This is a genomic window from Hydrogenophaga sp. PML113 (genome assembly GCF_001777155.1).
GTDB classification, from domain to species: Bacteria; Pseudomonadota; Gammaproteobacteria; order Burkholderiales; family Burkholderiaceae_C; genus Hydrogenophaga; species Hydrogenophaga borbori.
In genome coordinates, this window is the sequence record NZ_MIYM01000008.1 from 171,220 (window position 1) to 185,690 (window position 14,471).

Genomic DNA, 14,471 nt, shown 5'->3' on the forward strand with positions numbered 1-14,471 from the left:
CCTCAGCGGCCCGAGGAGCGCAGGTAGCGCTTGCGCCAGAAATAGACGCTGAGCGCCACGGCCACGAAGGCCATCGAGCCCATGGCCCACCAGAAGCCCGTGCGCTCGTGCACGAACGGGATGAACTCGAAGTTCATGCCGAAGATGCCGGCGATGAGGTTCAGCGGCAGGAACACGGCGGTCAGCGCGGTGAGCGTGCGCATGATGTCGTTGGTGCGGTTGCTCTGCGCCGAGAAGTGCATCTGCACGGCGGTCTCGGCGTTCTGCTCCAGCCGGCGCACGTGGTGCACCACGCGCTCGATGTGCTCCAGCACGTCGCGGCTGCGCACCTTCAGCAGCTCCAGCCCACGCTGCCCGCCGATGGCGTCCAGGGGCTCCCAGTCTTCCAGCGCCTCGATCCAGTCCTGGATGGCGCTGCGCTGGTCCTCGCAGATTTCGTCGAGGTTGTGCAGCGAGATGCGCGCGTCCAGCAGCGAATTCCAGTTGGTGAAGCGCGTCTTGGGCTGCAGCAGCTCGGACTGCCAGTGGTCGAGCTGGCGCGTGAGTTCGCGCCGCAGGTCCAGGTAGCCGTCCACCATCTGGTTGACGATGCGCAGCATCAGGTCGGCCGGGCTGGTGGGCAGGCCGGCGCCGGCGGCGCGCGGCGCCACGCCGGCGCTGGCCAGCAGGCGCGCCGAGTACTGGTCGAGCACGCCGCAGCCGGCCGGGTGCACGGTCACCAGCACGCGGTCGAACACCGCGAAGCCCACGGGGCTGGTGTCGATGCGCCGCAGCACCGGCGGGCCGCTGCGCTTGACGGGTTCGGTGAGCACCGCGCCGGGCTGCGACATGTCGGTCTCTGCCTGTCCCGCGGCCAGGCGGCGGAACACCAGGATGTCGTACTGCGAGGTGTAGTCGTAGTGCGAGGGCAGCTGGTTGTTGAGCAGGTCGCTCACGTGCAGGTCCACCAGCGTGGTGCCGCACATCACCTGCAGCGCGGCCTGCACGTGGCCGTGCTCCAGCTCGAATTCGCGTCGGCCGCAGGCCACCCAGAGGAAGCCGCGCGCGGGCAGCAGCATGGGCAGCCCGGCGGTTTCGCTCACCGACCCGGGCTGCACGTGAAAGACCCGCATCGCCCGGTCCGCCTCAGCCGCGCAGCAGCCGCGCGGCGTCGCGCGCGAAGTAGGTCAGCACGCCGTCGGCGCCGGCGCGCTTGAAGGCGAGCAGGCTTTCCATCATCACGGCGTCGTGGTCCAGCCAGCCGTTCTGCGCGGCGGCCTTGAGCATGGCGTACTCGCCGCTCACCTGGTAGACGAAGGTCGGCATGGCGAACCCGTCCTTCACGCGGCGCACGATGTCCAGGTAGGGCATGCCGGGCTTGACCATCACCATGTCGGCGCCCTCGGCGATGTCCATCGCCACCTCGCGCAGGGCCTCGTCGCTGTTGCCCGGGTCCATCTGGTAGACCTTCTTGTCGGCCTTGCCCAGGTTGGTGGCCGAGCCCACGGCGTCGCGGAACGGACCGTAGAAGGCGCTGGCGTACTTGGCGCTGTAGGCCATGATGCGCGTGTGGATGCGGCCGTCGGCCTCCAGCGCCTGGCGGATGGCGCCGATGCGCCCGTCCATCATGTCGCTGGGCGCCACGATGTCCACGCCCGCGGCCGCCTGCGTCAGCGCCTGGCGCACCAGGATGGCCACGGTCTCGTCGTTGATGATGTAGTTCGCCTCGTCGAGCACGCCGTCCTGGCCATGGCTGGTGTACGGGTCCAGGGCCACGTCGGTCATCACGCCGAGTTCGGGAAAGCGCTGTTTGAGCGCGCGCACCACGCGTGGCACCAGGCCGTCGGGGTTGGTGGCCTCCTGGCCGTCGGGCGTTTTCAGCGCCGGGTCGATCACCGGGAACAGCGCCATCGCCGGGATGCCCAGCTTCACGCAGTCCTCGGCCACGGGCAGCAGCAGGTCCAGGCTCAGGCGCTCGACGCCCGGCATGGAGGCCACGGCCTCGCGCCGGTTCGCGCCGTCGAGCACGAACACGGGGTAGATCAGGTCGGACGGGTGCAGGCGGTGCTCGCGCACCAGCTCGCGCGTGAAGGGGTCGCGGCGCAGGCGGCGCGGCCGGGCGGCGGGGAAAGGGGCGGGATTCTGCATGAGGGCTATTGTGGCAAACGGCCCATGGCCCCGACGCGGGGGCGCCCGGCGTGCCGCTTTCCACGGAAAAGCGAGCTTTTCGACTACACGGGGGAGTACACCCCCTTCAACATGGTGCAAATTTCGTACATGGCCCGATGCAAGGGCTTCCTGGGCGCTCCCGGAGCCCCCGTCTCACCTTCCAGCGGATCACCGACGTGTTGAAACAAACCATGGCCACTCCGAAGAAAAACCAGCCCGAGGCGGCGGGCACTGCGGGCCAGCAGCAGGGCGACGAGCCCTGGTCCCTGGCCCAGCAGTGCGGGGCCTTGCTCGGTTCCGCGGCGGGGCAGATCAGCGACGCGCTGCAGGCGCTGCAAAGCGGCGTCGACCGGCTCCAGGCGCAGGGCCGCCTCGACAAGCAGGAGCAGTGGGCGCTGAGCGTGCCGCTGGAGCGAATCAAGCGGCTCACGGTGGTGATGCAGCAGCTGCAGCGCTTCCACGCGGGGCACATCCGCCAGTCGCACGAGCGGCTCGACCTGGCCGAGCTGGCCGAGGCCTGCCTGCAGGAGCGCCGCAAGGAGTTCGCGCTGATCGGCGTGGACATGCGGCGCAAGCTCAGGCCGGTGGAGGTGCTGATCGACCCCACCGTCACCCACGCCTTCTTCAACGCCCTGGTCGACTGGGCCCTGCCGCTGGGCCGCCGCATCGACGTGCGCGTGGACGTGAACGACTGGCCGCCGCACGCGCGGCTGCAGGTGCGCGTGCATGGCGAGGAGTCGCCTTCGTCGCGCACGCCCGAACTCGACAACATCGACTGGGCGCTGGTGCGCCAGATCGCCGCCTCCGTCGGCGGCATCGAGCTGCAGCGGCGGGTGACGCCCGAGGGCATCACCGCCGTCGCGATGTTTCAGCGCACGGTGCAGGCCATCGACGGAATGTCGGCCATCGACATCAGCGAAGACCCGTCCTCGGCCTTCAAGACGCTGCAGAACATCTACGCCCTGGTGGTGTCGCCGTCGCTGCAGATCCGCGCCGACGTGCGCGAGGCGCTGCGCGAGATCGGCGTGAACGCCGACAGCGTGGTCGACCTCGACCAGGCCCGCGAGGTGGCGGCGCACCGCATGCCGGGCATCGTGGTCATCGACTCCTCGCTCAAGGGCCCGGCCTTCGAGCAGTTCCGCCGCGGGCTGCTGCGCGAGGCCATGGACATGCCCTTCGTCGAGATTTCCTCGGACGACACCTCGTTCGACATGTCGGGCTTCGGCGAGTTCTCCATGGCCAAGGTCGGCCGGGGCAACATCCGCGAGTCCCTGGGCACGGCGGTGATGTTCGAACTCGCGAAAACGATTTAAGCGGTTGATGTGCGGCCACCAAGGGCCGCCAAAGAGAAGGGCGCCCCAACGGCGCCCTTCTCGCCTTCTGGCGGTGCCCGCCGTCAGGCCGCGGCCTTCACCTTCAGGCGCCAGGCATGCAGCAGCGGCTCGGTGTAGCCGCTGGGCTGCTCCTTGCCTTTGAACACCAGGTCGAGCGCGGCCTGGTAGGCCTTGCTGGTCTTGGCGCGGCCGGCCATGGGCTGGTAGAGCTTGTCGCCCGCGTTCTGCTTGTCCACCTTGGCGGCCATGCGCTCGAAGGTCTCGCGCACCTGCTTTTCGGTGACCACGCCGTGGTGCAGCCAGTTGGCGATGTGCTGGCTGCTGATGCGCAGCGTGGCCCGGTCTTCCATCAGGCCCACGTCGTTGATGTCGGGCACCTTGGAGCAGCCCACGCCCTGGTCGACCCAGCGCACCACGTAGCCCAGGATGCCCTGCGCGTTGTTGTCCAGCTCCTGCTGCTTCTCGGCCGCGCTCCAGTTCGGGTTGGCGCTCACGGGCACGGTGAGCAGGCCGGTGAGCAGGGTGTCGCGTTCCTTGTCGGCGTCGATCTTTTCCAGGTCCTTCTGCACCTCGCTCACCAGTACCTGGTGGTAGTGCATGGCGTGCAGCGTGGCGCCGGTGGGGCTGGGCACCCAGGCGGTGTTGGCGCCGGCCTTGGGGTGGGCGATCTTCTGCTCCAGCATGGCCTTCATGAGGTCGGGCATGGCCCACATGCCCTTGCCGATCTGCGCCTTGCCGCGCAGGCCGCAGGCCAGGCCCACCAGCACGTTGTTGCGCTCATAGGCCTGGATCCAGGCGCTGGCCTTCATGTCGCCCTTGCGCACCATGGGACCGGCCAGCATGGCGGTGTGCATTTCGTCGCCGGTGCGGTCGAGGAAGCCGGTGTTGATGAAGGCCACGCGGCTGGGCGCGGCGGCGATGCAGGCCTTCAGGTTGACCGAGGTGCGGCGCTCCTCGTCCATGATGCCCAGCTTGACCGTGCTGGCCGCCAGGCCCAGCAGCTGCTCGACGCGGCCGAACAGTTCGTCGGCGAAGGCCACTTCGCGCGGGCCGTGCATCTTGGGCTTGACGATGTAGACCGAGCCCTTGCGCGAGTTGCGCAGCGGGTGCTTCTTGTCCTTCTTCAGGTCGTGCACCGCGATGGCGGTGGTGATCACCGCGTCCATGATGCCCTCGGGGATCTCCTTGCCCTCGGGGCCCCACAGGATGGCGGGGTTGGTCATGAGGTGGCCCACGTTGCGCACGAAGAGCAGCGAGCGGCCGTGCAGGCGCACCGCCTTCTTGCCCTTGGGCGCCGTGTACTCGCGGTCGCCGTTGAGGCCGCGGGTCAGCGTCTGGCCGCCCTTGTCGAAGGTTTCGGTCAGCGTGCCCTTGAGGATGCCCAGCCAGTTGCGATAGGCCAGCAGTTTGTCCTCGGCGTCCACGGCGGCCACGGAGTCTTCCAGGTCGAGGATGGTGGACAGCGCGGCCTCGACCACCAGGTCGCTCACGCCCGCGGGGTCGGTCTTGCCGATGGCGCTGTCGGGGCGGACCTGGATTTCCAGGTGCAGGCCGTTGTGCACCAGCAGGACCGCCGACGGCTTCTTGGCGTCGCCCTGGTAACCCACGAACTGCTTCGGATCGGCGAGCTTGCTGGTGCCGCCGCCGGCCAGCGAGACCACCAGCTCACCGTCCTTCACGCGGTAGCCCGTGGAGCCCACGTGCGAGCCCTTCTTCAGCGGGCAGGTGCGGTCCAGCACGTGGCGCGCCCATTCGATGACCTTGGCGCCGCGCTTGGGGTTGTAGCGCGTGCCCTTCTCGCAGCCGCCGTCCTCGGCGATCACGTCGGTGCCGTAGAGCGCGTCGTACAGCGAGCCCCAGCGCGCGTTGGCGGCGTTGAGCGCGTAGCGCGCGTTCAGGATGGGCACCACCAGCTGGGGGCCGGCCTGCACGGCCAGCTCGTCGTCCACGTTCTTGGTGCTCGCCTTCACCTTGCCGGGGTCGGGCACGAGGTAGCCGATGGTTTCGAGGAATTTGCGGTAGGCCGCCATGTCGCGCACCGGGCCGGGGTTGGCGCTGTGCCAGGTGTCCAGCTCGGCCTGCAGGCGGTCGCGTTCGGCCAGCAGGGCGGCGTTCTTGGGCGCCAGGCCGCGCACCAGGGTGTCGAAGCCCTGCCAGAAGGCGGCGGGTTCGGTGCCGGTGCCGGGCAGCACCTCCTCGTTGATGAACTGGTACAGCGCGGTGTCGACCTGCAGGCTGTGGATCTGGGTGCGTGGGGTCATGCAAGGGCTCCGGAAGAAAAAAGCGAAAGGGCGGGTGTCAGAAGAAGTCGAGCACCGCGCGCAGGTGGGTGCCGGTCGCGGTGGGCTGGGTGTCGAGCTGTTCGAAGGGCAGGTTGGCGCGGTTCACCCAGAGGGTCTGGTAGCCGAACCAGGTGGCGCCCAGCGCGTCCCAGGCGTTGCTGCTCACGAAGACGATCTGCCCGCGCGGCAGGCCGGTGGCCTGCTCGCCCAGGGCGTAGAGGGTGGGCGAGACCTTGTAGGCGCGCGCCGCGTCGGCGCTGATGACGTGGTCGAGCAGGCCGTCGAGCCCGGCGCTGCGCAGGGCGATGCCCAGCATCTCCGGGTCGCCATTGGACAGGATGCCCGTGGTCACGCCCTGCGCGCGCAGGGCCTGCAGCACCTCGCGGTTCTCGGGGAAGGACGAGAGGTGGCGGTACTGGTTCATCAGGCTGGCCGCCGCCTCGGCGTAGTCGTCCCAGCGCTCGGCGGCCTGCGGCACCAGGGCCTGGATGGCGTAGCGCAGCGCGCGCTCGGTCAGCTCCCAGAAGGGCCGGTAGTGGGCCGGGTCGCCGCTCATGGTGACCAGGCGCGAGTAGTCCAGCTGGCGTTCGCGCCACAGCACGGCCAGGCGCGCCCCCCGGCCGGGGAACAGCTGCTCCGCGCGCAGGCCCACGCTGTACACGTCGAACAGCGTGCCGTAGGCGTCGAAGAGCACGGCGCGGGGTTTGGCCATGGGAAGGCACTGTATTGCAAACATCGGCGTGCATTGAGACGCTCGCGCGCGATGGATCCATGACTTTTTTGTGTGTAATCTGCGCCTGTTTGCCCAGGAGACCCGATTGAGCCCCGATACCCTCGATACCCCCGCCACCCCACCCCTGCCGCTCGCCGGCATCCGTGTCGCCGAGTTCTCGCACATGGTGATGGGCCCCATGTGCGGCATGGTGCTGGCCGACCTGGGCGCGGAGGTGATCAAGGTGGAGCCGCCGGGGGGCGACAACACGCGCCGCCTGCTGGGCTCGGGCGCCGGTTTCTTCCCGCTGTTCAACCGCAACAAGAAGAGCCTGGTGCTGGACCTGCAGACCGAGGAGGGCCGCGAGGCCGCGCTGCGCCTGGTGGCCACGGCCGACGTGCTGGTGGAGAACTTCAAGCCCGAGACCATGCGCAAGCTGGGTCTGGACCATGAGAGCCTGAGGGCGCGCTTCCCGCGCCTGATCCACGTCAGCCACAAGGGCTTCCTGCCCGGGCCCTACGACCACCGCACCGCGCTCGACGAGGTGGTGCAGATGATGGGCGGCCTGGCCTACATGACCGGGCGGCCCGGCGACCCGCTGCGCGCGGGCAGCAGTGTCAACGACATCATGGGCGGCATGTTCGGCGCCATCGGCGTGCTGGCCGCGCTGCGCGAGCGCGAGCGCAGCGGGCGCGGCCAGGCCGTGCAGAGCGCGCTGTTCGAGAACAACATCTTCCTGGTGGCCCAGCACATGCTGCAGTACGCGGTGACGGGCGCGCCCGCCAACCCCATGCCGCAGCGCATCTCGCCCTGGGGCATCTACGACGTGTTCACCGCGGCCGGGGGCGATCAGATCTTCCTGGCGGTGGTGAGCGACACCCAGTGGGCCATCTTCTGCAGCGCCATGGGCTGGGCCGACTGGCGGGACGACGCTCGGCTGCGGACCAACAACGATCGGGTGCGCGCGCGCGATTGGCTCATCCCCGAGTTGCGCGCGCGCGTGGCCGAGCGCCCGGCGGCCGAACTGGCCGAGCTGTTCGAGCGCCACGGCCTGCCCTTCGCGCCCATCGCCAAGCCGCACGAGCTGCTGGACGACCCGCACCTGCGGGCCACCGGCGGCCTGGCGCCCATCACCCTGCCGGACGGCGAGCGCGCCGGCCAGACCGTGCAGACCGTGCCGCTGCCCTTCACGCTGGGCGAGCAGCGCCTGCCGGTGCGCAGCCCGCCGCGCCTGGGCGCCGACAGCGCCGAGGTGCTGCGCGCCCTGGGCTACGACGCGGCGAGCGCGGAGCGCCTGTCGCGCACCACAGCAAAGGGCTGAGGGCCGTGGACAAGCTCAAGCAGCTCGAAACCTTCGTTTCGGTGGCCACGCGCGGCAGCCTCACGGCGGCGGCGCGCGCCGAGTCGGTGGCGCCGGCCATCATTGGCCGCCGGCTCGATGCGCTCGAATCGCGCCTGGGCGTGAAGCTGCTGGTGCGCACCACGCGGCGCATCTCGCTCACGCACGAAGGCAGCGCCTTCCTGGAGGACTGCCAGCGCCTCCTGACCGACCTGTCGAACGCCGAGGCAAGCGTGAGCGCGGGCGGCGTGAAGGCCAGCGGGCACCTGCGCATCACCGCGCCGGCGGGCTTTGGCCGGCGCCACGTGGCGCCGCTGGTGCCGCGCTTTCGCGACCTGCACCCGGAGGTGACGGTCTCGCTCAACCTGTCCGACCGCGTGGTGGACGTGGCCGGCGAAGGCTACGACTGCGCGGTGCGCGTGGGCGATCTGCCGGACTCGTCGCTGGTGAGCGTGCGCCTGGCCGACAACCGCCGCCTCTGCGTGGCCGCGCCGGCCTACCTGCAGCGGCGCGGCACGCCCGACACGCCGGCCGACCTGGCGCGGCACGACTGCCTCACCCTGTCCAGCGACGCCTCGCAGACGCGCGGCTGGGCCTTCTCACAGCCGGCCGAGGGCGGCGGGGACGGGCGCGAGATCCACTACCTGCGCCCCGGCGGCCCCATGGACTGCAGCGACGGCCAGGTGCTGCACGAGTGGTGCCTGGCGGGCCAGGGCATCGCCTGGCGCAGCACCTGGGAGGTGGAGGCCGACGTGGCGGCGGGCCGCCTGGTGCGCGTGCTCGACGACTTCGCCGCGCCGCCCAACGGCATCTACGCGCTGTTCCCGCAGCGCAAGCACCTGGCGCTGCGCGTGCGGCTGTGGATCGACTACCTCAAGCACGAGTACGGGCGGGGGGAGTACTGGACGGGGCGCTGAGCGCGGCGGGCAGCAGGGCTTCGCCGCGTCCGGCCCTGCCCAGGCGTTCCCCCGAGCCCGTGCACACGCACGACCACCCGTTGTAGCGCGTCTCATCTTCCCGCCCGCAGGCGTTCGCGTACGCGATCGCCAGGCCGAAGCGCCGGGCCGCCTCGGGCAGGCGGGTTTGCTGCACCGCGTCGTAGCCGACCATGTTGGCCGTGGGCACCAGCGCCGCGTGCGCGCCCGCGGCGGCGAGCTGGCGCAGCGGTTCGTCGTGCTCCACGTCGAAGCAGATCAGCAGGCCCAGGCGCCAGCCGCGCCAGTCGAACCCCGCGGGCGGAGCGCCGCCGGGCGTGAAGCGCAGGGCGTCGCCGTCGCCGAACAGGTGGATCTTGCGGTGCACCGCGAGCAGCGCGCCGGTGCCGTCGATCGCGGCGGCGCTGTTGAAGGGCCGGGCCGCGCCGCTCGCCTCGGGCCAGCCGGTGACGATGCCCAGGCCATGGCGCCGCGCCAGGTCGCGCACCGCCCGCAGCAGCGGGCCGTCGGCCGGCTCGGCGAGCGCGGACAGGCGCGCGGGATCGATCAGGTAGCCGGTGAGGAACATCTCGGGCGTGATGAGCCAGTGCGCGCCCTGGGCGGCGGCCTCGCGCGCGGTGGCGTCGAGCCGCTGGAGCGCTTCGCCGCTGTCGCGGGGGTGCGGCGTCTGCCAGAGCGCCAGGCGCAGCGGCCCCATCGCCTCAGTCCCCCAGCGCCACCGGCCCGATGCCCGGCCAGGCCTCGCAGGGCCCGGGGTTGTCGGCGTGGCTGGCGCCGCCCAGGTGGCGCACCATGCCCGCCACCGCGTTCAGCGCGGTCTGCACGGCGCCCTCCACCCAGGCCGGCGTGAAGGACACGTCGTCGCCGGCCAGGAAGAGGCCGCGCTCGGCCTCGGGCAGGGCCTCCTGCATGAAGTGGCCAACCATGCGGTGGTTGTAGCGGTAGTGGCCCGGCAGCGCGCCTTTGAAGGCGCCCAGGAAGTAGGGGTCGGCCTCCCAGGAGACGCTGATCGGGTCGCCGATCACGTGGCTGGCGATGTCCACGTCGGGGTAGATCTGTTTCAGCGCCGACAGCGCCAGCTGCACGCGCCGGGCGGTCGGGTGCGGCAGCATCTTGAGCGCGTCGCTCATCCAGGCGTAGCTCAGGCAGATCACGCCGGGCTTGTCCGGGCCGTTGTCGAACAGGTAGGTGCCGCGCGTGAGCCGGTCGGTGAGCGTCATGCCCATCACCGGCCAGCCGTCGGCGCGCAGGTCGTTCCAGAATGGCCGGTCCACCATGACGAAGGTTTTGGACGATTGCATGTAGCGCGTGCGGTCCAGCGCCATCCAGAGCTTGTGCGAGAACAGCGACTCCTCCACCGCGATCTGCGTGGTGAGCAGCCAGCTCTGGCAGGTGACCAGCACGGCCGGGTAGCGGCGCGTATTGCCGAGCACGTCGGTGACGGCGATCTGTCCGTGCGGCGCGCGCGCGATGGCCGCCACGCCCGGGCGCGGCGCGCCGCCATGCAGCTGGGCGAGCGAGGTGCCGGCCCCCCAGTGCCGCAGTTCGCGGGCTGCTGGCGCGCGCAGCCACAGGCCCTGCGGCACCTGCTGCACGCCGCCCACCACCAGGTGCTGGTTCTCGTCGCAACCGGTGAGCACCACGCGCAGGATCTCCAGCATGGAGTTGGGAAAGTCCGAGTCCCAGCCGCCGGTGCCGAAGCCCACCTGGCCGAAGACCTCGCGGTGGTGGAAGGACAGGCGCTGGAAGGCGCCGGACTGGGCGACGAAGTCGTAGAAGGTGCGGTCGTCCCAGCGCGGCACCAGGGCGTCCCATAGGGCCTTCAGGCGCGGCACGTCGCGCTCGCGCAGGGCGTCCTGCAGGCCGGTGAAGCCGGCGCCTTCTTCCAGCGCGTCGGCCCAGGCCCGGGCCACCTCGGTGAACAGCGGTGGCAGGTCGGCCAGGCGGCGCGCGCGGTGCGTGCGGCCTTCGAGGTCGATCACCGTGCAGCCGGCGGCCGGCGTGAGCGGGTTGGGGAAGGGCTTGGTGGCCAGGCCGAGTTGGTCCACGTAGTGGAAGAAGGCCGTGCCCGAGCGCGGGAAGCGCATGCCGCCGAGCTCGGCCACCACGCCCTGGCCGCCCTCGAAGGCCTGGGAGCGCAAGCGCCCGCCCAGGCGCGAGGCCTCGTACACCACGGGCTTGAGGCCCAGCTTCATCAGCTCGTGCGCGGCCGTCAGGCCGGCCATGCCGGCGCCGACGATGGCCACCTCGCTGCCCAGCCGCTCGCGCGGCAGCGCGCCCAGGCCCGCGGGATGGCCCAGCCAGTCGTCGTAGGCGAAGGGGAAGTCGGGGCCGAAGACGGTGACGGGTTTCTTCGATGGCATGGTGCTCAGAACAGCGAAGCCAGCAGCCAGGCGGCCGTGCCCCACATCATGAGCGCCACCAGGCCATCCAGCACGCGCCAGATGTGCAGGGAGTTGAGCCGGCGGCCGGCCCAGAAGGCGGCCGCGCCCAGGGCGGTGAACCAGATCAGCGAACCCGTGGCGGCGCCCAGGCCGAAGACCTCGCTCGCCGGGCCGTAGGCCAGCGAAGCGGTGCCGATCAGCACGGCGGTGTCCAGCCAGGCGTGTGGGTTGAGCCAGGAAAAGGCCAGGGCCGAGAACACCGCCTGGCGGCGCGTGGTGGGCGGCGGCGCCAGCGGCTGGCCCTCCAGCGTGCGGGCCAGCGGCGAGCGAAAGCGCTGGAATGCCTGCCAGCCGTAGACCGCCAGGAACAGCACGCCCGCGCCGATCAGCGCGCCTTGCAGCTTGTCCGACAGGCCGCCGAGCTGGGCCAGGCCCAGCACGCCCAGGGCAATGAGCGCCATGTCGGACAGGGCGCACAGGGCCACCGTCAGCCACAGGTGCTGGCGCTGCAGGCCCATGCGCAGCACGTGCGCGTTCTGCGGGCCGATGGCCATGATCAGCGACAGGCTCAGCACCATGCCGGCGGAGAAAACGGGAAAGCTCAGGGTCATGGATGTCTCGGGTTCGGGTGACAGCGGGGCGCATGGTGCCGCAAAGCCGGCTGATGTTTAATGCAGTTGATTCGAAATCCAATCACTCAAATTTGACTTAAGCAATGCTCGACCCCCGCCCACTGGAAGCCCTGGCCGCCGTGGTGGAGCACGGCGGCTTCGGTCCGGCCGCGCGCGCGCTCCAGCTCACGCTGGCCGCGGTGTCGCTGCGCATCAAGTCGCTGGAAGACCAGCTCGGCCAGCGGCTGCTGGTGCGCGGCAAGCGCGTGCGCGCCACGCCGGCCGGCCAGGCCCTGCTGGGCCACGTGAAGCAGGTGCGGCTGATGGAGGCCGACCTGCTGGCCGGCCTGGTGGGGGGCGAGGCGCGCGCGGGCGAGCGCTGGCAGAGCCTGTCGGTGGCGATCAACGCCGACTCGGTGTCGAGCTGGTTCCTGCCCGCCGTGGCGCCGCTGCTGGCGCGCCAGCGACTGCTGCTGGAGGTGGTGATCGACGACCAGGACCACACCCACGACGCCCTCAAGCGCGGTGACGTGGTGGGCTGCGTGACCACCCGCGCCGACGCCATGCGTGGCTGCGTGGCCGAACCCCTGGGCGTGATGCGCTACCACTGCGTGGCCACGCCCGCCGTGGTGCAGCGCTGCCGCACGCCGCGCGGCGCGGTCTCGCCGCACCGGCTGCTGGCCCAGCCGGCCGTCATCTTCAACCGCAAGGACGCGCTGCAGGACGCCTTCCTGGAGCAGCACATCGGCCTGCGCCAGCCGGCCTACCCGCGCCACTACGTGCCCGCGGTGGAGGCGTTCGAAACCGCCATCGAGCTGGGCATGGGCTGGGGCATGGTGCCCGAGCAGCACCTGCCCAAGCACCCGGCCCTGACCGAACTGCTGCCCGGCGCCACGGTGGATGTGGCCCTGTACTGGCAGCACTGGACGCACGAACCGCCGTCGGCCCAGCGGCTCACGGCCGCGGTGAAGGCGGCCGCGCGCGAGCGCCTGGCCCCGCTGGCGGGTCCCGCGGGCCCGGCCCGGGCCGCCACCTAAAATCGCGCGATGCTCCAGATCCAACAAGACCTGCTCTCGGCCCTGCGCGACGAGCTGGACAAGCTCAGCCCCGGCGCGGGCGAGAAGGCCGCCTTCGAGTCGCCCAAGGTGGCGGCCCATGGCGATTTCGCCGTCACCGCGGCCATGCAGCTGGCCAAGCCACTCAAGCTCAACCCGCGCGCCGTGGGCGAGCAGCTGCGCGCGGCCCTGCTGGCCCAGCCGGTGTATCAGCGCTGGGTCGAGGCGATCGAGATCGCTGGCCCGGGCTTCATCAACATCCGCTTGAAGCCCGAGGCCAAGCAGCAGGTGGTGCGCGAGGTGCTGTCGGCGGGTGAGGGTTTCGGCCGCCAGCCGGCCAACGGCCAGCGCCTGATGGTCGAGTTCGTCTCGGCCAACCCCACCGGCCCGCTGCACGTGGGCCACGGTCGCCAGGCCGCGCTGGGCGACGCCATCTGCAACCTGTACCAGACCCAGGGCTGGGACGTGCACCGCGAGTTCTATTACAACGACGCGGGCGTGCAGATCAACACCCTGGCCACGTCCACGCAGCTGCGCGCCCAGGGCGTGAAGCCCGGCGACGCCGGCTGGCCCGAGTCGGCCTACAACGGCGACTACATCCAGGACATCGCCAACGACTTTCTCGCGAAGCGGACCGTGACGGCCGATGACCGCGCCTTCACCGCCAGCGGCGACGTGAACGACCTCGACGGCATCCGCCAGTTTGCCGTCGCCTACCTGCGCCACGAGCAGGACCTCGACCTGCAGGCCTTCGCGGTCAAGTTCGACCACTACTACCTCGAGTCCAGCCTGTACACCAGCGGGCGCGTCGAGGCCGCGGTGAACCGGATGGTCGCCAACGGCAAGACCTACGAGCAGGACGGCGCGCTGTGGCTGCGCAGCACCGACTACGGCGACGACAAGGACCGCGTGATGCGCAAGTCCGACGGCTCGTACACCTACTTTGTGCCCGACGTGGCGTACCACATCGCCAAGTGGGAGCGCGGCTTCAGCAAGGTCATCAACATCCAGGGTACCGACCACCACGGCACCATCGCGCGCGTGCGCGCCGGGCTGCAGGCGGCCGACGTGGGCATCCCCGCCGGCTACCCCGACTACGTGCTGCACACCATGGTGCGCGTGGTGCGCGGCGGCCAGGAGGTGAAGATCAGCAAGCGCGCGGGCAGCTATGTCACGCTGCGCGACCTCATCGAATGGACCAGCAAGGACGCGGTGCGCTTCTTCCTGCTCAGCCGCAAGCCCGACACCGAATACACCTTCGACGTCGACCTGGCCGTGCAGCAGAACAACGACAACCCGGTCTACTACGTGCAGTACGCGCACGCGCGCATCTGCTCGGTGCTGGCGGGCTGGGGCGGCGACGCCGCCACGCTGTCCGGTGCCGACCTGTCGCCGCTGGACACCCCGGCCGCGCAGGCCCTGATGCGCCAGATCGCCAAGTACCCCGAGATGCTCGGCGCCGCCGCGCGCGACTTCGCGCCGCACGACGTCACCTTCTACCTGCGCGAGCTTGCCGCGAGTTACCACAGTTACTACGACGCCGAACGCATCCTGGTCGATGATGAAGCGGTCAAGCGCGCTCGCCTCGCGCTCGTCGCCGCCACCCGGCAGGTGCTGCACAATGGCCTGGCCGTGCTGGGCGTGAGCGCGCCGCAGAAGATGTAAGAGCCA

Annotated in this window: 12 protein-coding genes; 5 read left to right on the forward strand and 7 right to left on the reverse strand. The window is 70.7% G+C overall.

Annotated elements, in window-relative coordinates; translation table 11 throughout:
• Window positions 1-2: 2 nt before the first annotated feature.
• Both BHU06_RS16370 and hemB read right to left on the reverse strand, forming a co-directional pair.
• Window positions 3-1,112, reverse strand: coding sequence for a magnesium transporter CorA family protein (locus tag BHU06_RS16370; RefSeq protein ID WP_070400272.1), 1,110 nt, complete (start codon window positions 1,110-1,112; stop codon window positions 3-5).
• Between the two features lie 13 nt (window positions 1,113-1,125).
• Window positions 1,126-2,127 carry a porphobilinogen synthase gene (gene hemB / locus BHU06_RS16375; RefSeq protein ID WP_070400273.1) on the reverse strand — a complete coding sequence of 334 codons (1,002 nt, stop codon included), beginning with the start codon at window positions 2,125-2,127 and terminating at the stop codon, window positions 1,126-1,128.
• Between the two features lie 212 nt (window positions 2,128-2,339).
• Here hemB and BHU06_RS16380 point away from each other — a divergent pair, with 212 nt between their 5' ends.
• Complete coding sequence (locus BHU06_RS16380; protein ID WP_070400274.1) at window positions 2,340-3,461, forward strand: hypothetical protein; 1,122 nt, start codon at window positions 2,340-2,342, stop codon at window positions 3,459-3,461.
• 83 nt (window positions 3,462-3,544) lie between these two features.
• Here the strand turns inward: BHU06_RS16380 and BHU06_RS16385 are convergent, their stop codons facing one another.
• Window positions 3,545-5,743, reverse strand: a complete 2,199-nt coding sequence (locus tag BHU06_RS16385; RefSeq protein WP_070400275.1) for a malate synthase G — start codon at window positions 5,741-5,743, stop codon at window positions 3,545-3,547.
• Between the two features lie 37 nt (window positions 5,744-5,780).
• Window positions 5,781-6,476, reverse strand: a complete 696-nt coding sequence (locus BHU06_RS16390) for a haloacid dehalogenase type II (RefSeq protein ID WP_070400276.1) — start codon at window positions 6,474-6,476, stop codon at window positions 5,781-5,783.
• Between the two features lie 106 nt (window positions 6,477-6,582).
• On the opposite strand from BHU06_RS16390, the gene BHU06_RS16395 reads away from it, so the two are divergent.
• Entirely contained in the window at window positions 6,583-7,797 is a 1,215-nt protein-coding gene (locus BHU06_RS16395) for a CaiB/BaiF CoA-transferase family protein (RefSeq protein ID WP_254668190.1), read from the forward strand.
• 5 nt (window positions 7,798-7,802) lie between these two features.
• Window positions 7,803-8,732, forward strand: coding sequence for a LysR family transcriptional regulator (locus BHU06_RS16400; protein ID WP_070400277.1), 930 nt, complete (start codon window positions 7,803-7,805; stop codon window positions 8,730-8,732).
• Here BHU06_RS16400 and BHU06_RS16405 read toward each other — a convergent pair.
• The 3 genes from BHU06_RS16405 to BHU06_RS16415 are packed head-to-tail and all read right to left on the reverse strand — an operon-like array spanning window position 8,689 to window position 11,745.
• Window positions 8,689-9,447 (reverse strand): nitrilase-related carbon-nitrogen hydrolase, encoded by a 759-nt coding sequence (locus BHU06_RS16405; RefSeq protein ID WP_070400278.1) that lies wholly within the window; start codon window positions 9,445-9,447, stop codon window positions 8,689-8,691. The genes BHU06_RS16400 and BHU06_RS16405 overlap by 44 nt on opposite strands.
• Window positions 9,448-9,451: 4 nt before the next feature.
• Window positions 9,452-11,113, reverse strand: a complete 1,662-nt coding sequence (locus BHU06_RS16410) for an NAD(P)/FAD-dependent oxidoreductase (RefSeq protein ID WP_070400279.1) — start codon at window positions 11,111-11,113, stop codon at window positions 9,452-9,454.
• Window positions 11,114-11,118: 5 nt separating this feature from the next.
• Window positions 11,119-11,745 carry a LysE/ArgO family amino acid transporter gene (locus BHU06_RS16415; protein WP_070400280.1) on the reverse strand — a complete coding sequence of 209 codons (627 nt, stop codon included), beginning with the start codon at window positions 11,743-11,745 and terminating at the stop codon, window positions 11,119-11,121.
• A gap of 104 nt (window positions 11,746-11,849) precedes the next feature.
• Here BHU06_RS16415 and BHU06_RS16420 point away from each other — a divergent pair, with 104 nt between their 5' ends.
• Both BHU06_RS16420 and argS read left to right on the forward strand, forming a co-directional pair.
• Complete coding sequence (locus BHU06_RS16420; RefSeq protein WP_070400281.1) at window positions 11,850-12,782, forward strand: HTH-type transcriptional regulator ArgP; 933 nt, start codon at window positions 11,850-11,852, stop codon at window positions 12,780-12,782.
• 9 nt (window positions 12,783-12,791) lie between these two features.
• Window positions 12,792-14,465 (forward strand): arginine--tRNA ligase, encoded by a 1,674-nt coding sequence (argS, locus tag BHU06_RS16425; RefSeq protein WP_070400282.1) that lies wholly within the window; start codon window positions 12,792-12,794, stop codon window positions 14,463-14,465.
• Window positions 14,466-14,471 lie beyond the last annotated feature (6 nt).

Excerpts from the sequence above, each read along its gene's own strand:
- BHU06_RS16370 (WP_070400272.1), bottom strand. The coding sequence starts at position 1,112 with ATGCGGGTCTTTCACGTGCAGCCCGGGTCGGTGAGCGAAACCGCCGGG.
- hemB (WP_070400273.1), bottom strand. The coding sequence starts at position 2,127 with ATGCAGAATCCCGCCCCTTTCCCCGCCGCCCGGCCGCGCCGCCTGCGC.
- BHU06_RS16380 (WP_070400274.1), top strand. The coding sequence starts at position 2,340 with ATGGCCACTCCGAAGAAAAACCAGCCCGAGGCGGCGGGCACTGCGGGC.
- BHU06_RS16385 (WP_070400275.1), bottom strand. The coding sequence starts at position 5,743 with ATGACCCCACGCACCCAGATCCACAGCCTGCAGGTCGACACCGCGCTG.
- BHU06_RS16390 (WP_070400276.1), bottom strand. The coding sequence starts at position 6,476 with ATGGCCAAACCCCGCGCCGTGCTCTTCGACGCCTACGGCACGCTGTTC.
- BHU06_RS16405 (WP_070400278.1), bottom strand. The coding sequence starts at position 9,447 with ATGGGGCCGCTGCGCCTGGCGCTCTGGCAGACGCCGCACCCCCGCGAC.
- BHU06_RS16410 (WP_070400279.1), bottom strand. The coding sequence starts at position 11,113 with ATGCCATCGAAGAAACCCGTCACCGTCTTCGGCCCCGACTTCCCCTTC.
- BHU06_RS16415 (WP_070400280.1), bottom strand. The coding sequence starts at position 11,745 with ATGACCCTGAGCTTTCCCGTTTTCTCCGCCGGCATGGTGCTGAGCCTG.
- BHU06_RS16420 (WP_070400281.1), top strand. The coding sequence starts at position 11,850 with ATGCTCGACCCCCGCCCACTGGAAGCCCTGGCCGCCGTGGTGGAGCAC.
- argS (WP_070400282.1), top strand. The coding sequence starts at position 12,792 with ATGCTCCAGATCCAACAAGACCTGCTCTCGGCCCTGCGCGACGAGCTG.